General features: G+C 64.6%; 18 protein-coding genes. 9 read left to right on the top strand and 9 right to left on the bottom strand.

Annotated elements, in window-relative coordinates; all coding sequences use genetic code 11:
• Positions 1-33: 33 nt before the first annotated feature.
• From ACLEJP_RS06740 to ACLEJP_RS06725, 4 genes are all read right to left on the bottom strand, one after another.
• A complete protein-coding gene (locus ACLEJP_RS06740) occupies positions 34-990 on the bottom strand; it encodes a FecR domain-containing protein (protein ID WP_440805046.1) in 957 nt (318 codons plus the stop codon).
• On the bottom strand, positions 987-1,505 hold the full coding sequence (locus tag ACLEJP_RS06735; protein ID WP_440805044.1) for an RNA polymerase sigma factor: 519 nt from the start codon (positions 1,503-1,505) through the stop codon (positions 987-989). Before ACLEJP_RS06735 ends, ACLEJP_RS06740 begins: the two co-directional genes overlap by 4 nt.
• 128 nt (positions 1,506-1,633) lie before the next feature.
• Complete coding sequence (locus ACLEJP_RS06730) at positions 1,634-2,344, bottom strand: 3'-5' exonuclease (RefSeq protein ID WP_440805042.1); 711 nt, start codon at positions 2,342-2,344, stop codon at positions 1,634-1,636.
• Entirely contained in the window at positions 2,341-4,278 is a 1,938-nt protein-coding gene (locus ACLEJP_RS06725) for a DUF294 nucleotidyltransferase-like domain-containing protein (protein ID WP_440805040.1), read from the bottom strand. The genes ACLEJP_RS06730 and ACLEJP_RS06725 overlap by 4 nt, the downstream gene beginning before the upstream one ends.
• Before the next feature lie 178 nt (positions 4,279-4,456).
• Here ACLEJP_RS06725 and ACLEJP_RS06720 point away from each other — a divergent pair, with 178 nt between their 5' ends.
• The gene (locus ACLEJP_RS06720; protein WP_289131733.1) at positions 4,457-4,933 is read left to right on the top strand and encodes a response regulator; all 477 of its coding nucleotides are present in this window, start codon (positions 4,457-4,459) and stop codon (positions 4,931-4,933) included.
• A 42-nt stretch (positions 4,934-4,975) separates the two neighbouring features.
• On the opposite strand, the gene ACLEJP_RS06715 is transcribed toward ACLEJP_RS06720, so the two are convergent.
• Positions 4,976-7,153 carry a malate synthase G gene (locus tag ACLEJP_RS06715; protein WP_440805037.1) on the bottom strand — a complete coding sequence of 726 codons (2,178 nt, stop codon included), beginning with the start codon at positions 7,151-7,153 and terminating at the stop codon, positions 4,976-4,978.
• Positions 7,154-7,602: 449 nt separating this feature from the next.
• Between ACLEJP_RS06715 and ACLEJP_RS06710 the strand changes: the two genes are divergently transcribed.
• On the top strand, positions 7,603-8,121 hold the full coding sequence (locus ACLEJP_RS06710; protein WP_440805036.1) for a glycine cleavage system protein R: 519 nt from the start codon (positions 7,603-7,605) through the stop codon (positions 8,119-8,121).
• Positions 8,122-8,337: 216 nt separating this feature from the next.
• Here the strand turns inward: ACLEJP_RS06710 and rarD are convergent, their stop codons facing one another.
• The 4 genes from rarD to ACLEJP_RS06690 all read right to left on the bottom strand — a co-directional run bounded on the left by rarD (position 8,338) and on the right by ACLEJP_RS06690 (position 11,972).
• On the bottom strand, positions 8,338-9,225 hold the full coding sequence (rarD, locus tag ACLEJP_RS06705) for an EamA family transporter RarD (RefSeq protein WP_440805034.1): 888 nt from the start codon (positions 9,223-9,225) through the stop codon (positions 8,338-8,340).
• Between the two features lie 63 nt (positions 9,226-9,288).
• On the bottom strand, positions 9,289-10,263 hold the full coding sequence (locus ACLEJP_RS06700; protein ID WP_440805032.1) for a serine/threonine protein kinase: 975 nt from the start codon (positions 10,261-10,263) through the stop codon (positions 9,289-9,291).
• 101 nt (positions 10,264-10,364) lie between these two features.
• Complete coding sequence (locus tag ACLEJP_RS06695) at positions 10,365-11,129, bottom strand: TOBE domain-containing protein (RefSeq protein WP_440805030.1); 765 nt, start codon at positions 11,127-11,129, stop codon at positions 10,365-10,367.
• Between the two features lie 111 nt (positions 11,130-11,240).
• Complete coding sequence (locus ACLEJP_RS06690) at positions 11,241-11,972, bottom strand: ComF family protein (protein WP_440805029.1); 732 nt, start codon at positions 11,970-11,972, stop codon at positions 11,241-11,243.
• 89 nt (positions 11,973-12,061) lie between these two features.
• On the opposite strand from ACLEJP_RS06690, the gene bioB reads away from it, so the two are divergent.
• The 7 genes from bioB (at position 12,062) to ACLEJP_RS06655 (ending at position 19,034) form a co-directional block, all read left to right on the top strand.
• Positions 12,062-13,120 (top strand): biotin synthase BioB, encoded by a 1,059-nt coding sequence (gene bioB / locus ACLEJP_RS06685; protein WP_170027915.1) that lies wholly within the window; start codon positions 12,062-12,064, stop codon positions 13,118-13,120.
• A 1-nt stretch (position 13,121) separates the two neighbouring features.
• Positions 13,122-14,294, top strand: a complete 1,173-nt coding sequence (gene bioF, locus ACLEJP_RS06680) for an 8-amino-7-oxononanoate synthase (protein ID WP_440805027.1) — start codon at positions 13,122-13,124, stop codon at positions 14,292-14,294.
• Positions 14,287-15,018 (top strand): alpha/beta fold hydrolase, encoded by a 732-nt coding sequence (locus tag ACLEJP_RS06675; RefSeq protein WP_440805025.1) that lies wholly within the window; start codon positions 14,287-14,289, stop codon positions 15,016-15,018. The genes bioF and ACLEJP_RS06675 overlap by 8 nt, the downstream gene beginning before the upstream one ends.
• Positions 15,011-15,829 carry a malonyl-ACP O-methyltransferase BioC gene (gene bioC, locus ACLEJP_RS06670; RefSeq protein WP_289131742.1) on the top strand — a complete coding sequence of 273 codons (819 nt, stop codon included), beginning with the start codon at positions 15,011-15,013 and terminating at the stop codon, positions 15,827-15,829. Before ACLEJP_RS06675 ends, bioC begins: the two co-directional genes overlap by 8 nt.
• 10 nt (positions 15,830-15,839) lie before the next feature.
• Positions 15,840-16,520 (top strand): dethiobiotin synthase, encoded by a 681-nt coding sequence (gene bioD / locus ACLEJP_RS06665; RefSeq protein ID WP_440805024.1) that lies wholly within the window; start codon positions 15,840-15,842, stop codon positions 16,518-16,520.
• A gap of 124 nt (positions 16,521-16,644) precedes the next feature.
• Positions 16,645-16,941: a pyrroloquinoline quinone biosynthesis protein PqqE gene (locus ACLEJP_RS06660; protein WP_225780100.1), complete on the top strand. Its 297-nt coding sequence runs from the start codon at positions 16,645-16,647 to the stop codon at positions 16,939-16,941.
• A gap of 287 nt (positions 16,942-17,228) precedes the next feature.
• Complete coding sequence (locus ACLEJP_RS06655; RefSeq protein WP_225780101.1) at positions 17,229-19,034, top strand: phenylacyl-CoA dehydrogenase; 1,806 nt, start codon at positions 17,229-17,231, stop codon at positions 19,032-19,034.
• Positions 19,035-19,036: the final 2 nt, after the last annotated feature.

The raw sequence follows: 19,036 nt of genomic DNA, 5'->3' as shown, positions 1-19,036 counted from the left end.
AGGCGTCAATCCGCTTCTACACGGGCCGCCCGCCTATCTGGGCTTGACGGTCACCCACCACTGGCTATGCCGCTCGATCTTCACCGGCAATACTGGCAGCAACGACGCCAGGGCCAGGTCGGTGTCGGTCAGCGGGAAGCTGCCAGTCACCCGCAGGTCGGCGACCTTGTCATCCACACCGAGATAACCGCTGCGGTACTGGCCCAGTGCCGCCAGCAGGTCAGCCAGGCGCACGTTGTCCACCACCAGCATGCCGCGGGTCCAGGCGTCGGCACCGGCGGCTACCGCGCCGACCCGGCCAAGGCCGTTGGCGTTCATCAGCACTTGCTGGCCTTCGTGCAGCACCTGTTCATCAGCGCTATTCAGCGGCAGGGCAGCGACCGAGGCTTGCAACACTTCCAGGCGCGTACCCTTGGCTTCACGGCGCACCAGGAAGCGCGTGCCCAATGGACGCAGGCGCCCATCGTCGGTACTGACCAGCAATGGGCGCGGGTCCTGATGGCCGGTCTGAACCGAGATTTCGCCCTGGTGCAGGACGATGCTCCGTTGTTCGCCGGCGTAGTCGATATCCACGGCGGTATGGCTGTTCAGGCTCAGCAAGGTGCCGTCTTCCAGGCGCAGGGTACGCAGCTCGCCGGTGGCGGTGCGCTGGTCGGCCAGCCAGTAACTCGGCGCGAGCGACGGTGCGCCGACCCAGGCCAGCAGCGAGCCGAGCAGGAACATGCCGGCCAGCCCACTGCCAACCTTGCCGATACGCCGGCGCAGGCCGACCCGCGACTGCACCAGGGCCTGGCGTGCCGGGCCGGCTGCCGCGCCGACGCGCTGGTCCATCGCGCCCAGTTGGTGCCAGGCGCGGGCGTGCTCCTCGCTGGCAGCATGCCAGCGCATGAATTCGCTGCGCTCATCGGGCGTGCCGCTGCCACCGTCGAGGCTGAGTTTCCAGGCAATCGCGGCTTCCAGCACGCGGGATGAAACCGGGACATTGCTCACTTTGGCTCCCCGTACAGGGCCGTGTAGCACTGGCGCAGGCCCTGGGCGATGTACTGGCGCACCCGCGACACCGAAACGCCCAGGCGCTCGGCAATTTCGGCATGGCCCATGCCGTCCAGACGGTTGTACAGGAACGCCGCGCGAGCCTTGCTCGACAGCTTGCCCAGCAGGCGGTCGATGGCCTTGAGGTCTTCGAGGACCAGGTGTTGCACTTCCGGCGAAGGTTGCTCGGCTTCCGGCAGCAGGGCCAGCTCGGCCAGGTAGGCCTGTTCCAGCGCGGCGCGGCGGAAGTGGTCGAACAACAGGCCCTTGGCCACGGCAGCGAGGAATGCCCGGGGTTCGCGGGGGGGGTCCAGTTGCGCGCGGCCGAGCAGGCGCACAAAGGTGTCCTGGCTGAGGTCTTCGGCACGTTGGCGGCAGGCCATGCTGCGTTGCAGCCAGGCAAGCAGCCAGCTGCGATGGTCGCGGTACAGCGCACCGACCAGATCGGCATGTGGACTCTGTGCAGAAGACAAGCAGCGTCCCCCCGGAACGTATGCATTAACTAACGATAATTATTCGCGATTGTTGCAGAGGCGGGGGGCAGGGCGCAATGGGCGCTTATCGGATGGCCATCATGGAACGGCCCGAGCTGCAAAAGCGATTACAGGCCGTGACTCTGGACCTTGCGCCGCCGCCACCCGCGCAGCCGCTGCTCCAGTTGCAATGGGCTGTCCAGCTGCTGGCGCCGGGCCTGGCTGAACAGGATCAGCGCCAACTCGGCGGTCACCAGGGCGTCGGCACTGGCATGGTGGCGTTCTTCCACTTGCAGGCCGAACCGCGCCACCCAGTCATCGAGACCGGCCTCGCGCAGTACCGTGTCGGGGTTGAGCATCGGTGCCAGTTCGGCGATGTCGAGGAACGGCGACAGCAGGCGATAGCCCAGGCTTTCCTTCAACGCGCGGGCCAGCATGCGCTGGTCGAAGGGGGCATGGAACGCCAGCACCGGGCTGTTACCGATGAAGTCGAGCAAATCGAGCAAGGCTTCGGCCGGGTCGCAACCGGCAGCCAGGGCACTCGGGCCCAGGCCGTGGATCAGCACGCTGGCGTTGGTCTTCTGCGTTGGCCGGTGCAGGGTGCGTTCGAACTGCTGGGCAAAGTCGATGGCGCCGTCTTCGATGGCCACGGCGCCGATCGACAGCACCTGGTCACGGTTGAGGTTCAGGCCGCTGGTCTCCAGGTCCAGCACTACCCAACGCTGTTCGCGCAGGGTGCACACCCCCAGGGGGGCGGGCTTGGCCAGCCGGGCCAGGCGCTGGCGCGTGGCAACGTCCAGTTCGGGCGCGCTGGGGCGCAACCAGGTGAACAGGCTCATAACTGGTACCGCAGGGCGAGGCTGCTTTGCAGGCGCTGAGCCTGGCGCAGGGATTCACGCAGGATGCGCCGGTCAAGATGGTTGAGGCTGTCCGGATCGAGCCGGTTGGAGTAGGGCAGGTTGTCGCGCGTCTGGCGCTGGTGCTGCTGCATGCGGGTTTGCTGAATGAAGTGGTAGGCCTCCTCGTACGCCGCGCCGTCCTGTGCCTCGATGATGCCCTTGGCCACCAACTGACGCAGGCGTTCCAGGGTATTGCAGGCGCCGATGCCATTGGCCAGGGCCAGCAACCGGGCGCCATCGACGAAGGGCGTCAGGCCCTGGACCTTGAGGTCGAGGGTGGCTGCCTTGTCGTTGCCCTGGCGGGTCAGCACGAACTCACGCAGGCGGCCAACCGGCGGGCGCTGGCGCAAGGCGTTGTCAGCCAGCAAGCGCTGGAACAGGCGGTTGTCGGCCACTTGTTCGAGCAAGCCCTGGCGCAATTGCTCGCAACCCTGGTCATCGCCCCACACCACACGCAGGTCGAAGTAGATGCTCGAGCCCAGCAGGTTTTCCGGGCTGGCTTCACGGACAAAGCCGGCAAAGCGCCGCGCCCATTCGCTGCGCGACAGGCACAACTCCGGGTTGCCGGCCATGACGTTGCCCTTGCACAAGGTAAAGCCGCATTGGGCCAGGCATTGATTGATGTATTGCGCCAGCGGCAGCAGGCGGGTGCGGATGGCGTTGGCTTCGGCGCTGTCGGTTGCCTCGAAGAGGATGCCGTTGTCCTGGTCGGTGTGCAGGGTTTGCTCGCGGCGTCCTTCACTGCCAAAGCACAGCCAGCTGAACGGCACGCCGGGGTCGCCGCGCTCGGCCAGTGCCAGCTCGATCACCCGGCACACGGTGTGGTCGTTGAGCAGGGTGATGATCTGGGTGATCTGCGTGGATGACGCGCCATGCGCCAGCATGCGCTCGACCAGCTGGCTGATTTCGCCGCGCAGCGAGACCAGCGTCTCCAGCCGGGGGGCATGGCGGATGGTACGCGCCAGGTGCACCAGGTCGACCCGTTGCAGGGAGAACAGGTCGCGCTCTGAAACCACCCCGCACAGGCGGCGGTTTTCCACCAGGCATACGTGGGCAATGTGTCGCTCGGTCATGGCCATGGCCGCGTCGAAGGCGCTGGCCTGGGGGCTGAGGTAGAACGGTCGGGCAGTCATGTGTCGCTCGATCGGCGCGCCCAGCTCGGCATCGGCTGCGGCCACCACCTGGCGCAGGTCGCGCAGGGTGAAGATCCCGGTGGGGTAGCGCTGTGTATCGACCACCACGATGCTGCCTACCTGCTGCTCGTGCATCAGCCGCACGGCATCGCGTAGCGGGGTGTCAGCGCTGCACACCACCGGGTGGCGCATGGCCAGTTCACCCAGGGGGGTATTGAGTGAATACTGGGTGCCGAGGGTTTCCACGGCGCGCTGGCGCACCTGCTGGTTCACCTGGTCGAGCAGGCTGCTGACCCCGCGCAGGGCAAAATCGCGGAACACCTCGGACATCGAGAATACGCGGATGAACGCTGCCTTGTTCAACTGCAGGCAGAAGGTGTCTTCACCGGCCAGGTGCTCGGTACGGGTCGCCCGCTCGCCGAGCAGGGCAGCCAGCGGGAAGCATTCGCCGCTGGTGATCTCGAACGTGGTCTCGACACCAGGTTTGACCAGGTGCTGGCGCTCGCCGACCACGCGGCCCTGCTTGACGATGTAGAAGTGTTCCACCGGCCCGTCGGCAGGTTTGACAATGCTCTCGCCGCAGGCATAGAAGCGCAGCTGGCACTGCTCGACCAGATAGGCCAGGTGGCTGTGTTCCATCTGGTTGAACGGCGGAAAGCGCTGCAGGAACTGCAGGGTACCCTGGATATTCTGCAGCACTGCTGTCCTGCCCGCCTGGCTGTAGGCGTCCTTTTTGCTCATGAAACTGACCGTATCGCTATGCCGATCTATATATATCTATATATAGGTGCCGACCATGTTGTTCTCTGCCTCCATGGTCGGCTTGCGGCGGGGTGGTGCCCATTGGACGTAAGTCTATGAGCGGCCCGTCAAAGACCCGACGAAAGGCGGGACGGGTTACGCAAGTTCTGTGGTCCTAATGCTGAAGCGGAGTTTTTTTGACGAGATGACCATGCCTGAGCCCCACGACATCCTGAGCGACGCCGAACGCGAGGCGTTGGCCCTGGCCAATGCGCCGGCGGCCGCCAAGCCACTGGTGCTGGTGGTGGATGACAACGCGGCCAACCGCGATGCGCTGATCTATTACCTGAAAAGCCGGGGTATCGACTGCGTGGGGGCGGATGGCGCCGAGGAAGCCAGGCTGTATCTGCATTACCAACCGCGCATAGGCCTGATGATCACCGATTTACGCATGCAACCCGAGGATGGCCTGGAACTGATCCGGCAGATTCGCGAGTCGGAGCGGGCAGCGTTGTCGATCATCGTGGTGTCCGGCGACACCGATGTCGAAGAGGCGGTGGACGTGATGCACCTGGGGGTGGTGGATTTCCTGTTGAAGCCGGTGGACCTGGAGAGGCTGCTGGAGCTGGTGAGGAAAGAGTTGCAGATCCGCTGAAGCAGTTTGGGGCCGCAAAGCGGCCCCGTGTACAGATGCTGCTTACAACCCGTTACGCGCCTTGAACTCGCGGCGACGACGGTGCAGTACCGGCTCGGTGTAACCGTTTGGCTGCTTGCCACCTTCCAGCACCAGTTCCACAGCTGCCTGGAATGCGATGTTGTCGTCGAAGTTCGGCGCCATCGGCCGGTACAAGGCGTCGCCTGCGTTCTGCTGGTCGACCACTACGGCCATGCGCTTGAGGCTCTCGACCACCTGCTCCTGGCTGACCACGCCGTGACGCAGCCAGTTGGCCAGCAGCTGGGCCGAAATGCGCAGGGTGGCGCGGTCTTCCATCAGGCCGACGTTGTTGATGTCCGGCACCTTCGAGCAACCCACGCCCTGGTCGATCCAGCGCACCACGTAGCCGAGGATGCCCTGGGCATTGTTGTCCAGCTCGTTGCGGATCTCTTCGGCCGACCAGTTGGTGTCGGCCGCCAGCGGGATGGTCAGGATATCGTCCACCGATGCCGGGGTACGCGAGGCCAGTTCACGCTGGCGCGCCTGCACGTCAACCTTGTGGTAATGCAGGGCATGCAAGGTGGCGGCGGTTGGCGATGGCACCCAGGCGGTGTTGGCACCGGCCAGCGGGTGGGCGATCTTCTGCTCGAGCATGGCCGCCATCAGGTCCGGCATGGCCCACATGCCTTTGCCGATCTGGGCCCGGCCTTGCAGGCCGGTGGCCAGGCCAACGTCGACGTTGTTGTTCTCGTAGGCGCCGATCCACTTCTCGTTCTTCATGGCACCCTTGCGCACCACGGCGCCGGCTTCCATCGAGGTGTGGATCTCGTCGCCAGTGCGGTCGAGGAAGCCGGTGTTGATGAACACCACGCGCTCGGCGGCCGCCTTGATGCAGGCCTTGAGGTTGACCGTGGTGCGGCGCTCCTCGTCCATGATGCCGACCTTGACGGTGTTGCGCTTCATGCCCAGCAGGTCTTCGACGCGGCTGAAGATCTCGGCGGCGAAGGCAACTTCTTCCGGCCCGTGCATCTTCGGCTTGACGATGTACACGCTGCCGGTGCGGGTGTTCTTGCGGCTGGTGTTGCCGTTGAGGTTGTGCAGGGCGATCAGGTTGGTGAACAGGCCGTCCTGGATGCCTTCGGGGATTTCGTTGCCCTGGGCGTCGAGGATCGCCGGGTTGGTCATCAGGTGGCCGACGTTGCGCACGAACAGCAGCGAACGGCCGTGCAGGGTCACGCTGCCGCCGTTGGGCGCGGCGTACTCGCGGTCCGGATTCATGGTGCGGGTGAAGGTCTTGCCAGCCTTGCTGACGTTTTCCGCCAGGTCGCCTTTCATCAGGCCCAGCCAGTTGCGGTAGACCACCACCTTGTCGTCGGCATCGACCGCGGCGACCGAGTCTTCGCAGTCCATGATGGTGGTGAGTGCCGATTCCATCAGGATGTCCTTCACGCCGGCGGCGTCGGTGCTACCGACCGGGGTGCTGGCATCGATCTGGATCTCGAAGTGCAGGCCGTTGTGCTTGAGCAGCACGGCTGTCGGCGCGCCGGCATCGCCGTGGAAGCCGATCAGCTGGGCGTCGTCACGCAGGCCGCTGTTGCTGCCGCCCTTGAGGGCAACGACCAGCTTGCCGCCTTCGATGCGGTAGCCGGTGGAATCGACATGCGAGCCGGCTGCCAGTGGTGCGGCTTCATCGAGGAACGCGCGGGCAAAGGCGATGACCTTGTCACCGCGTACCTTGTTGTAGCCCTGGCCTTTCTCGGCACCGCCTTCATCGCTGATGGCATCGGTGCCGTACAGCGCGTCATACAGCGAGCCCCAGCGGGCATTGGCAGCGTTCAGGGCGAAGCGGGCGTTCATTACCGGTACGACCAGCTGCGGGCCGGCCATGTGGGCAATTTCTTCGTCCACGTTCTGCGTGGTGGCCTGGAAATCGTCAGCTTGTGGCAGCAGGTAGCCGATTTCCTGGAGGAATGCTTTGTAGGCTGCGGCGTCGTGGGCCTGGCCTTTGCGTGCCTGGTGCCAGGCGTCGATCTTGGCTTGCAGCTCGTCGCGCTTGGCGAGCAGGGCTTTGTTCTTTGGAGCGAGGTCATTGATGATCTTTTCTGCACCGGCCCAGAACTGCTCGGCGACGATGCCGGTCCCGGGGATGGCTTCGTTGTTCACGAAGTCGTGCAGGACCTTGGCGACCTGAAGGCCACCGACTTGAACGTATCCAGTCATTGCTTGCCTCACTCTGCTCAGCTATTTCGCTCTTCTGTATTAAGCCTGTAGCGCTTCTCTAAACACGGCACCAGTGCATGCACCCGGGGAAGCCCGAGCGCGGCTGGGTGCGGCCTGCCAGACCGGCTGGCAGACAGTGTGCGTATTTTCACAGGCGCCTTGGCAGACATCCAAACGACGTTTTGTAGTCCGCGCCACGGGATACTACATGAAGCAGTAGGCGGGGCAAAATCAGACTAAAAGCGCCGTTATGCGACCCGTTGGTCGCGTATGGTCACGCTGGGAGTGGGTATGTTCGCAAAAAACAGGTGGATTGTTCCAGATAAATCTTGAAACAGTACACGATTCGTTATGCAAATTGCCCTGCGGCAGGTTGACGCGCCTTGCCTATACTGAGTCGATCGCCTGATTTCCCGCCGCCCGGCGCGGTCCGACACGAGGAACGGCTTGTGGATCATCTTGTACTGACTGTGATTGCTCCGGACAAGGCCGGCCAGGTCGAGCGTATTGCCCAGTGCATTGCCGACCACAGTGGCAACTGGCTGGAAAGCCGCATGTCGCGCATGGCCGGGCAGTTTGCCGGCATCCTGCGGGTGGCGGTGCCAGCAGAAAACTACGACGAGCTGGTGAAGTCGCTGCAAGCGCTGGGGCAATACGATATTCGCGTGCTCATCGCCGAGAGTGGCATCGAGCCGTCATGCACCTGGAAACCGATTGCCATGGAACTGGTGGGCAATGACCGCCCGGGCATCGTCCGCGATATCACCCGCCTGCTGGCGGACCAGGGGGTGAACCTGGAGCGCTTCACCACCGAGGTGCGGCCGGCGCCGATGAGCAGTGAGCCCTTGTTTCATGCCGATGCGCTGCTGGCGCTGCCGTTGACCTTGTCGCTGGATGACCTGCAACAGAAGCTGGAGAGCCTGGCGGACGACTTGATGGTGGAGTTGAAGTTGCGGCCGGAAGAATGATCGGGTTATCCCGATTTCGCGGGGACGGCCCTGTGGATAAGCTGGGGGCGCACCTCGCCAGCCCAGGAACGGCAAGCCTTCCCGATGTTTGAGCAAAAAACGTACAGAAATCAGCCGCTTGTGCACAAAGCACGGGGACGAGGGTGTGGATAACCTTTGGAGATGTCGCTGCAGGCCCCGAACCGCGAGGCCTGCAGGATAATGGTCATTTTTTGTTCAGCTACGCTTGCGCAAACTCAACCACGCATCGACGCTATACACCGCCAGCCCCGCCCAGATGAACATGAATGCCACCAGTGTGCTCGACGACAGATGCTCGTCGAACAGCAGCACCGCCTGCAGCAGCACCAGGGTCGGCGCCAGGTACTGCAGGAAGCCCAGCGTGGTATACGGCAGGTGCCGCGCGGCAGCGTTGAAGCACACCAGCGGTATCAGCGTTACCGGCCCTGCGGCCATCAGCCACAAGGCTTCGCTGCTGGTGTAGAACGCGCTCTGCGCACTCATTGCCGCCGGGTGCAGCAGCAACCAGCCAAGGGCCAGGGGTACCAGCATCCAGGTTTCCACCACCAGGCCGGGCAGCGCCGCTACCGGTGCCTGTTTGCGGATCAACCCGTAAAAGCCGAAGCTCAATGCCAGCGCCAGCGACACCCATGGCAGGCTGCCCACCTGCCATACCTGCTGGGCCACGCCTACGGCAGCCATGGCCACGGCCAGCCATTGCAGGCGGCGCAGGCGTTCGCCAAGAATCAGCATGCCCAGCAGCACATTGACCAGCGGGTTGATGTAGTAACCCAGGCTGGCCTCGAGCATGCGGCCATTGTTTACCGACCATACATAGGTCAGCCAGTTGCCGGCAATCAGCGCCCCACTGAGGGCGAGGATGCCCAGCCGGCGCGGGTTGTCGCGCAGTTCGCGCCACCAGCCAGGGTGTTTCCACACCAGTAGCAGAAGCGAGCCGAACAGCGCCGACCACAGCACCCGGTGAACGATGATTTCCACCGCCGGGACGCTCTGGATCGCCTTGAAGTACAGGGGAAACAGCCCCCAGATGATGTAGGCACTCAGGCCCAGTAGGTACCCGCGTCGCGGGTTTGCGGCGTGCATGCAGAATCCTTGCTTGGTAGCTAAATGAAGCGACGCCTATTGTAGACAGAGGCGGGCGTGCTTCTAGAACAATTTCAATGCCGGTTCATCCAGCGCCGCCAGCTGTTCGCGCAATGCCAGGATCTGGTCGCCCCAGTAGCGTGGCTGGCCGAACCAGGGGAAGCTGGGCGGGAAGGCCGGGTCGTCCCAGCGCCGCGCCAGCCAGGCGCTGTAGTGCAACTGGCGCAGGGCACGTAGTGCTTCGATCAGGGCCAGTTCGCGCGGGTCGAAGTCGTGGAACTCGTTGTAGCCATCGACCAGTTCGGCCAGTTGCCCCAGGCGCTCTTCACGGCTGCCGGCCAGCATCATCCACAGGTCTTGCACGGCCGGGCCCATGCGGCAGTCGTCAAGGTCGACCACGTGGTACACCTCGTCGCGATGCATCAGGTTGCCGGGGTGCAGGTCGCCGTGCAGGCGGATAAGGCCGTGCGGCGTACGGGCATAGATGTCTTCCACACGCTTGAGCAGGTCGCGGGCCACCGACTCGAAGGCTGGCAGCAGGTCACGGGGCACAAAACCACCTGCCAGCAAGGTATTCAGCGAGGCGTGGCCGAAGTTTTCCACGGCCAGCGCTTCGCGGTGCTCGAACGGTTTGCTGGCGCCTACGGCATGCAGGCGGCCCAGCAACTGGCCAAGGCGGTAGAGCTGATCGAGATTGCCCGGCTCCGGGGCGTGGCCGCCACGGCGGGGGAACAGGGCGAAGCGGAAACCCTGGTGTTCGAACAAGGTGCGGCCCTCGTGCTGCATCGGGGCAACCACCGGGACCTCGCAGTCGGCCAGCTCAGCGGTGAAGCTGTGCTCTTCAAGGATGGCCGCATCGCTCCAGCGGCCTGGGCGGTAGAACTTGGCCACCAGCGGCTGCGCCCCTTCGATACCTACCTGGTAGACGCGGTTCTCGTAGCTGTTCAGCGCCAGCACCCGGGCATCGCTGAGAAAGCCCAGGCTCTCCACGGCGTCGAGGACCAGGTCGGGGGTGAGGGTGTCGAAGGGGTGGGACATGAGAGCTCCGGGGATAAGCGGCACAAGGCCCATGGTACCGCGTTATCCCTGTGCCGGCCTCTTCGCGGGCGCGCCCGCGAACCGCGCGACAAGCAGCCGGCCTACGCGGGAACCCCGATCAACACATAAGACGGATGAAACAGCACCCGTACCGTACTGCCATTCGCCACCCGGTGCTCAGCCAGCCAGGCCGCTTCGGCAAACGCACACAGCGTCTGCCCGTTGCCCAGCGCCAGCCGCACCTCGCTCGGCCCATCAGCCTCCGCCAGCACATCCTCCACCGTCGCCTCCAGGCAGTTGTTACCCGTTTCGGCCTCTTCCCCTGCCGCCAGCAACCGCACCCACCCGGCCTTGAGCAGTGCCACCACCATGGTCCCCAAGGTCAGTTCCAGCCGCGCAGTGCTGTCACGGGTGATCAGCGCCTCGATCTCCAGCCCGCCGCCCAGCGCCAGGCTGACGCGATCATGCCGCCCCTCCCGGCGCAGGCCACTGACCTGGCCCTGCAGCTGGTTACGCGCACTGGTGCGCAGCATCAGGCGACCGAGCAGGTCGAGGTCACTGGATTGCTCGGCCGCTTCGAGCATTTGCGCCTGCAAGGCCTGCAGACGCTGATATAGGCGCAGCACGCGTTCGCCCTCCGGCGACAACCGTGCACCACCGCCGCCTCGCCCGCCGGCGCTACGTTCGACCAGTGGTTGGCTGGCGAGGTTGTTGAGCTCATCGATGGCGTCCCAGGCGGCCTTGTAACTGATGCCCGCAGCCTTGGCGGCGCGGGTGATCGAACCCTGTTCGGCAACGTGCTGCAGCAGCGCAATACGCTGGGGGCGGCGGGCGATGTGCTGGGTAAGGAGGGTCGGCAGGGGCATGGTATCCAATCGTCATGAGGCTCAGGTGGATAGTGTGTAGGACTGGCCTTGTGTCGCGAAAGGGGGCGCGAGGCGGCCCCGGGGTTTCTGTCCGTGGCAAATAGCGTTGGGTCATGCATACCCCGGTTTGGGCGTGCGTGCCAGGCAATAGACATCCACGCGCCGCGCACCGGCGTTGCGGAGCACCTGGGCGATGGTGTGCGCGGTTGCGCCCGTGGTCAGCACGTCATCGACAATGGCGACATGCTGGCCCGTCAACTCACCCGTGAAGGCAAACGCCTGACGCAAATTGCGCCGCCTTGCCCTGGCATCCAGCTGCTGCTGCGCGGGTGTTTCGCGTGTGCGCGTCAGCAACCGTTCGTCGCAACGTAGCCCGAGCTGCGCCGACAACCAGCGCGCCAACATTCCAGCCTGGTTGAACCCACGCTCGCGCTGTCGACGCCTGGCCAGGGGCACCGGCAACAGCAGGTCGGGCCGTCCCACCCCCTCGGCGAAGCGATGTAGCAATCCATGGCCCAGCAATTCAGCCATCAGGCGTCCCAGCGGCCACTGGCGCTTGTGCTTGAAGCGGCTGATCAGCGTGTCTACCGGAAAGCCGAAGTGCCACAGCGCCACCACCTGCTCGAAAGCCGGCGCGCGGCGGCTGCATTGTGCGCAGGTCAGGCCGGACATCGGCATGGGCAACGCGCAGCGCAGGCATTGCTCATCCAGCCAGGGCAGGGCCTGTTCGCAGGCAACGCACAACGGGTAGGGCTGCCCGGCACGCTCGTCGCAAAGCAAGCACATCTGATTAATAATTGAGCACTTGTAAACCAGCCTTTTCCAGTGTGGTTGACAGTTCATAGGCCTTCCATGACTATGCGAGCTATCCGTGATGCGCTGGCGGGCTTTCCTGTCCCGGCGCCAGCTACAGCCTAAACAAGGAAACACCGATGAGCGCCAGCACAACTGCAACAACACGTCACGACTGGTCCCTGGCCGAGGTCAAGGCGCTGTTCCAGCAACCGTTCAATGACTTGCTGTTCCAGGCACAGACCGTGCACCGCGCGCACTTCGACCCGAACCGCGTGCAGGTTTCGACCTTGCTGTCGATCAAGACCGGCGCCTGCCCGGAAGATTGCAAATATTGTCCGCAGTCCGGCCACTACAACACCGGGCTGGAAAAACAGAAGCTGATGGAAGTGCAGAAGGTGCTGGAAGAAGCCGCACGCGCCAAGGCCATCGGCTCCACCCGCTTCTGCATGGGCGCGGCCTGGAAACACCCATCGGCCAAGGACATGCCCTACGTGCTGGAAATGGTCAAAGGCGTGAAGGCGATGGGCCTGGAAACCTGCATGACCCTCGGCAAGCTCGACCAGGAGCAGACCAAGGCCCTGGCCCAGGCCGGCCTGGACTACTACAACCATAACCTCGATACCTCGCCGGAGTTCTACGGCAGCATCATTACCACCCGCACCTACAGCGAGCGCCTGCAGACCCTGGCCTACGTACGTGATGCCGGGATGAAGATCTGTTCCGGCGGCATCCTCGGCATGGGCGAGTCGCTGGACGACCGCGCCGGCCTGCTGATCCAGCTGGCCAACCTGCCCGAGCACCCGGAGTCGGTACCGATCAACATGCTGGTCAAGGTCGCCGGCACGCCGCTGGCCGAGGAAGAGGACGTCGACCCGTTCGACTTCATCCGCATGCTGGCCGTGGCGCGTATCCTCATGCCCAAGTCGCACGTGCGCCTGTCCGCCGGCCGTGAGCAGATGAACGAACAAATGCAGGCCCTGGCCTTCATGGCAGGCGCCAACTCGATCTTCTACGGTGAAAAACTGCTGACCACCGCCAACCCGCAGGCCGACAAGGACATGCAACTGTTCGCCCGCCTGGGCATCCAGCCCGAAGCCCGTGAGGAACATGCCGACGAAGTGCACCAGGCAGCCATCGAGCAGGCGCTGGTCGAGCAGCGCAGCAGCGAGATGTTCTACAACGCCGCGTCGGCTTGAGATGGCCTTCGACCTGGCCGCGCGCCTGGCCGAACGGCGCGCCGCAGACCTGTATCGGCAGCGGCCACTGCTGCAGAGCCCGCAGGGGCCGGAAGTGGTGGTCGACGGCCAGCCCTTGCTGGCCTTTTGCAGCAACGATTACCTGGGCCTCGCCAATCACCCGGAAGTGGTTGCCGCCTGGCAGGCCGGCGCCGAGCGCTGGGGTGTCGGAGGGGGCGCCGCGCACCTGGTGATCGGCCACAGTACCCCGCACCATCAGCTGGAAGAGGCCTTGGCCGAGCTCACCGGGCGCCCGCGTGCGCTGCTGTTCTCGACCGGCTACATGGCCAACCTGGGCGCCATCACCGCGCTGGTGGGGCAGGGTGACACGGTGCTGCAGGACCGTTTGAACCACGCTTCGCTGCTCGATGGCGGGCTGCTCAGCGGGGCCCGTTTCAACCGTTACCTGCACAACGACGCGGCCAGCCTGGCCAGCCGCCTGGACAAGGCGGTCGGCAATACCCTGGTGGTGACGGACGGCGTGTTCAGCATGGATGGCGACTTGGCTGACCTGCCGGCACTGGCCGCTGTCGCCAAGGCGCGCGGTGCCTGGCTGATGGTCGACGATGCCCATGGCCTGGGCACCCTTGGCAGCCATGGCGGCGGTATCGTCGAGCACTTCGGCCTGGGTGTGGATGAGGTCCCGGTACTGATCGGCACGCTGGGCAAGGCGTGCGGTACTGCCGGTGCCTTTGTCGCTGGCAGCGAAGAATTGATCGAGGCGCTGGTGCAGTTTGCCCGCCCCTACATCTACACCACCAGCCAGCCACCGGCGCTGGCCTGCGCCACGCTGAAAAGCCTGGAACTGCTGCGCCGCGAAGCCTGGCGTCGCGAGTACCTGGCGGCGCGGATTCGCCAGTTCCGCGAAGGCGCACGGCAGATCGGGCTGCAGTTGATGGACAGCCCGACGCCGATTCAGCCGATCGTCATCGGCGACAGCGCGCAAGCCCTGCGCCTGTCGCGCATGCTGCGCGAGCGCGGCCTGCTGGTGACGGCCATCCGCCCACCCACCGTACCGGCGGGCAGTGCGCGCCTGCGGGTGACCTTGAGCGCCGCCCACAGTGAGGCGCAGGTGCAGCTATTGTTGAATGCATTGGCCGAGTGTTATCCACAGTTGGAGAACGCCGATGCGTAATCGCCTTGTTCTATTGCCCGGCTGGGGCCTGGGCACTGCCTCCTTGGAGCCGCTGGCTGCCAGCCTGCGTGGCCAGGACGCGCGCCTGCAGGTAGAGCTGATGCCCTTGCCGGAACTGCCACACAGCGATGTCCAGGCCTGGATCGAGCACCTCGATCGCAAGCTGCCGAACGATGTCTGGCTGGGCGGCTGGTCGTTCGGCGGGATGCTGGCCAGCGCCCTGGCGCACAAGCGTGGCGACCACTGCTGTGGCCTGCTGACCCTGGCCAGCAACCCCAGTTTCGTGGTGCGCCCGGGCTGGCCCCACGGCATGGCCGAAGATACCTTCGGCACCTTCCTCGACGGCTGCCGTAGCCATACCCAGGTCACCCTCAAGCGCTTCCGTACGCTATGCAGCGACGGTGCCCAGCAACCCCGCACCCTGCTGCGCCAGCTGGGTATCGGCGTGCCGGACACCGACCCGTTGTACCTGGCCACCGGCCTGGAAGTACTGGCCAAGCTGGATACCCGCGAAGCCCTGCAGGCCTACGCCGGCCCGCAGCTGCACCTGTTCGCCGGCAGCGATGCACTGGTGCCGGCGGAAGCGGCAAAAGCCCTGAGCGAGCTGTTGCCCGATGTGGAAGTGGGCCTGGTCGAAGACAGTTCCCACGCGTTCCTGCTGGAGTACCCGCAGGAACTGGCGGCGGGCATCAAGAGTTTCCTGCATGAGAGTGGCGATGACTGACCTTTCCCGTCCGACCCTGCCTGGCGCACTGCCCGACAAGCGCCAGGTGGCGGCCTCGTTCTCCCGCGCTGCGGCCAGCTATGACAGTGTGGCGGCCCTGCAGCGTGCCGTGGGCCTGAACCTGCTGGCGCATTTGCCGGAAGGCTTGCAGCCGTCGCGCTGGCTGGACCTGGGCAGCGGCACCGGCTACTTCAGCCGGGCCCTGGCCGGGCGTTTCGCCGCGGCCAGCGGCGTGGCGGTGGATATCGCCGAAGGCATGCTGCGCCATGCGCGCAACGAGCAAGGTGGGGCGCACTATCACGTCGCAGGCGATGCCGAGCGTTTGCCGTTGCGTGATGCCAGCGTCGACCTGGTGTTTTCCAGCCTGGCGGTGCAGTGGTGCGACCAGTTCGCCAGCGTGCTGGCAGAGGCGCAACGGGTGCTGCGCCCGGGTGGCGTGATGGCGTTCAGCAGCCTGTGCGTGGGCACCCTGGCTGAACTGCGCGCCAGCTGGCAGGCGGTGGATGGCCTGGTGCATGTGAACCGCTTCCGCCGTTTCGAAGACTACCAGCGCCTGTGTGCGGCCAGCGGCTTCGAGCAGCTTGAGCTGCAGCGTTGCCCGCATGTGCTGCACTACCCGGATGTGCGCAGCCTGACCCACGAACTGAAGGCGCTGGGTGCACACAACCTCAACCCAGGCCGGCCTTCCGGCCTGACCGGGCGGGCTCGCATGCAGGGCTTGCTGCAAGCCTACGAGGCGTTTCGCCAGGCCGAAGGGCTGCCAGCCACGTATCAAGTGGTCTATGGTGTGTTGCGCAAGCCACAGGCGTAAGGGGGGCGAGATGAGCCAGGCCTATTTCATTGCCGGTACCGATACCGACGTTGGCAAGACCACCATCGCTGCCGGGCTGTTGCATGCGGCGCGCTTGCAGGGCCTGAGCACATTGGGGGCCAAACCGGTGGCTTCGGGTTGCACGATGACCGCGAAAGGGCTGCGCAACAGCGATGCCCAGGCATTGATCGACGAGAGTTCGATCAAGCTGCCCTACGAGCAGGTCAACCCGTTTGCCTTCGAACCGGCTATCGCACCCCATGTGGCGGCGCGTGAAGCGGGGGTGACCCTGGCGGTATCCGAGCTGCTCGCGGCGATGCGCAGTGTGCTGCAACAGAATGCCGATTTCACCCTGATCGAAGGGGCTGGCGGCTGGCGCGTGCCGTTGTCGGGGCAGGCCAACCTGTCCGACCTGGCCATTGCCCTCAAGCTGCCGGTAATCCTGGTGGTGGGGGTGCGGCTGGGGTGTATCAGCCATGCCTTGCTCAGCGCCGAGGCGATTGCCCGCGACGGGCTGCAGCTGGCGGGGTGGGTGGCGAACATCATCGAACCCCGTACCTCGCGCCTGGAAGAGAACCTGGCCAGCCTGGCCGAACGGTTGCCGGCGCCTTGCCTGGGGCGGGTGCCCAAGCTCAAGCAGGCCAGTGCCGACATGGTGGCTGAGCATTTGCAGCTGGATCTGCTGGATTAGCCGCAGCAGGAATACCCAGGGGCTATCAAGTGGCACCGGGCCATTAGGGATTTAAACGGGCCTTTTCGCGCCCGGCCTGCTTTAATTGGGCCTGTTCGTTATCCAGGGTCAATGGAGTCCTGACATGGAAATCACCGGTAGCTCCGCCTATTACGCGGGCCTGAGCGCAATCCAGACCGGCCAGAACCGCGTCGATCAGGCCGCCAGCCAGATCGCCAATACCACCGCCGAACGTACTGCCACCAGCCAGTCCAGCGACTTTCAGGCCGAGCGCCTGCGCGCGGTCGACCGCAGCCAGCAGATGGACCTGGCCACCAGCACGGTGCAGATGGCCATGGGCAAACATGAGGTCGAGCTTGGCGTGAAACTCGCCAAGGCATCCGACGAAATGCTTGGCCGGTTCATCGATACCTACGCCTGACCGCCGGTATCCACCTCCGTATCCACACCTGCGCCCCTGTGGGAGCGGGTTCACTCGCGAATGTGTCCGCCCGGACAGCTGTTTTCCAGCCCGGCTTTTTTCGCAGGTAAACCCGCGCCAGCCGCAGTCGTGCCATGTGTTGGCGTATTTGCCGTTTTTCGTGGCGTAAATGGCACCATAGTCCATTCTTGACATCCGGCGGAGCTAAACGTAAGTTTCAAACAACTGTTTGATCGATGCCGCACGGCGCGCGTCACCCCACAGAACTCACCTAGAGGTTCATCGCAATGCCTGACTACAAAGCCCCCTTGCGTGATATCCGCTTCGTTCGCGACGAACTGCTCGGCTATGAGGCGCATTATCAGAGCCTGCCGGGTTGCCAGGACGCCACGCCCGACATGGTCGACGCGATCCTTGAAGAAGGCGCGAAGTTCTGCGAGCAGGTGCTGTCGCCGCTGAACCGTGTGGGTGACCAGGAAGGCTGTACCTGGAGCGAAGCGGGCGTGAAAACCCCGACTGGCTTCAAAGAGGCCTACCAGCAGTTCGTCGAAGGCGGCTGGCCGAGCCTGGCGCATGATGTCGAGCACGGCGGCCAGGGCCTGCCGGAGTCGCTGGGCCTGGCCCTGAGCGAAATGGTCGGCGGGGCGAACTGGTCGTGGGGCATGTACCCTGGCCTGTCCCACGGCGCGATGAACACCATTTCCGCGCACGGCACCCCTGAGCAGCAGCACACCTACCTGACCAAGCTGGTATCCGGCGAGTGGACCGGCACCATGTGCCTGACCGAGCCGCACTGCGGTACCGACCTGGGCATGCTGCGCACCAAGGCCGAGCCCCAGGCCGACGGCAGCTACAAGGTGTCGGGAACCAAGATCTTCATTTCCGCCGGTGAGCACGACATGGCCGACAACATCGTCCATATCGTCCTGGCCCGCCTGCCGGACGCACCGGCCGGCACCAAGGGCATCTCGCTGTTCATCGTGCCGAAGTTCCTGCCCAACGCCGAAGGTGGCGTGGGCGAGCGCAACGGCGTCAGCTGCGGCTCGATCGAACACAAGATGGGCATCCACGGCAACGCTACCTGCGTGATGAACTTCGACGGCGCCACCGGCTTCCTGATCGGCCCGGCCAACAAAGGCCTGAACTGCATGTTCACCTTCATGAACACCGCCCGGCTGGGGACCGCGCTGCAAGGCCTGGCTCACGCCGAGGTGGCCTTCCAGGGTGGCCTGAAGTACGCCCGCGAGCGTCTGCAGATGCGTTCGCTAACTGGCCCGAAAGCGCCGGACAAGGCAGCTGACCCGATCATCGTCCACCCTGACGTGCGTCGCATGCTGCTGACCATGAAGGCCTTCGCCGAAGGCAACCGGGCAATGGTGTACTTCACCGCCAAGCAAGTGGACATCGTCAAGTACAGCCAGGATGAAGAAGAGCGCAAGAAGGCCGACGCCCTGCTGGCCTTCCTGACCCCGATCGCCAAGGCATTCATGACTGAAGTCGGCTTCGAGGCGGCCAACCATGGCGTGCAGATCTACGGTGGCCACGGCTTCATCGCCGAGTGGGGCATGGAGCAGAACGTGCGCGACAGCCGTATTTCCATGCTGTACGAAGGCACCACCGGTATCCAGGCCCTCGACCTGCTCGGCCGCAAGGTACTGATGACCCAGGGCGAAGCGCTGAAGGGCTTCACCAAGATCGTGCACAAGTTCTGCCAGGCGCAGGAAGGCAACGCTGCGGTGAAGGAGTTCGTCGAACCGCTGGCGGCGCTGAACAAGGAATGGGGCGAACTGACCATGAAAGTGGGCATGGCCGCCATGAAGGACCGTGAAGAGGTGGGCGCGGCCTCGGTCGACTACCTGATGTATTCCGGTTATGCCTGCCTGGCCTACTTCTGGGCCGACATCGCTCGCCTGGCCGCCGAGAAGCTGGCTGCCGGCACCAGCGAAGAGGCGTTCTACACTGCCAAGCTGCAGACCGCGCGCTTCTACTTCCAGCGTATCCTGCCGCGTACCCGCACCCATGTGGCGGCGATGCTGTCCGGTGCCGACAACCTGATGGCGATGGACGAAGAAAGCTTCGGCCTGTCCTACTGATT

Source organism: Pseudomonas sp. SMV7 (assembly GCF_052041995.1).
Lineage (GTDB): Bacteria > Pseudomonadota > Gammaproteobacteria > Pseudomonadales > Pseudomonadaceae > Aquipseudomonas.
This window is presented reverse-complemented; position numbering and strand designations above follow the sequence as displayed.

Excerpts from the sequence above, each read along its gene's own strand:
- ACLEJP_RS06730 (WP_440805042.1), bottom strand. The coding sequence starts at position 2,344 with ATGAGCCTGTTCACCTGGTTGCGCCCCAGCGCGCCCGAACTGGACGTT.
- ACLEJP_RS06725 (WP_440805040.1), bottom strand. The coding sequence starts at position 4,278 with ATGAGCAAAAAGGACGCCTACAGCCAGGCGGGCAGGACAGCAGTGCTG.
- ACLEJP_RS06720 (WP_289131733.1), top strand. The coding sequence starts at position 4,457 with ATGCTGAAGCGGAGTTTTTTTGACGAGATGACCATGCCTGAGCCCCAC.
- ACLEJP_RS06715 (WP_440805037.1), bottom strand. The coding sequence starts at position 7,153 with ATGACTGGATACGTTCAAGTCGGTGGCCTTCAGGTCGCCAAGGTCCTG.
- rarD (WP_440805034.1), bottom strand. The coding sequence starts at position 9,225 with ATGCACGCCGCAAACCCGCGACGCGGGTACCTACTGGGCCTGAGTGCC.
- ACLEJP_RS06700 (WP_440805032.1), bottom strand. The coding sequence starts at position 10,263 with ATGTCCCACCCCTTCGACACCCTCACCCCCGACCTGGTCCTCGACGCC.
- ACLEJP_RS06695 (WP_440805030.1), bottom strand. The coding sequence starts at position 11,129 with ATGCCCCTGCCGACCCTCCTTACCCAGCACATCGCCCGCCGCCCCCAG.
- ACLEJP_RS06690 (WP_440805029.1), bottom strand. The coding sequence starts at position 11,972 with ATGAACTGTCAACCACACTGGAAAAGGCTGGTTTACAAGTGCTCAATT.
- bioB (WP_170027915.1), top strand. The coding sequence starts at position 12,062 with ATGAGCGCCAGCACAACTGCAACAACACGTCACGACTGGTCCCTGGCC.
- bioF (WP_440805027.1), top strand. The coding sequence starts at position 13,122 with ATGGCCTTCGACCTGGCCGCGCGCCTGGCCGAACGGCGCGCCGCAGAC.
- ACLEJP_RS06675 (WP_440805025.1), top strand. The coding sequence starts at position 14,287 with ATGCGTAATCGCCTTGTTCTATTGCCCGGCTGGGGCCTGGGCACTGCC.
- bioC (WP_289131742.1), top strand. The coding sequence starts at position 15,011 with ATGACTGACCTTTCCCGTCCGACCCTGCCTGGCGCACTGCCCGACAAG.
- bioD (WP_440805024.1), top strand. The coding sequence starts at position 15,840 with ATGAGCCAGGCCTATTTCATTGCCGGTACCGATACCGACGTTGGCAAG.
- ACLEJP_RS06660 (WP_225780100.1), top strand. The coding sequence starts at position 16,645 with ATGGAAATCACCGGTAGCTCCGCCTATTACGCGGGCCTGAGCGCAATC.
- ACLEJP_RS06655 (WP_225780101.1), top strand. The coding sequence starts at position 17,229 with ATGCCTGACTACAAAGCCCCCTTGCGTGATATCCGCTTCGTTCGCGAC.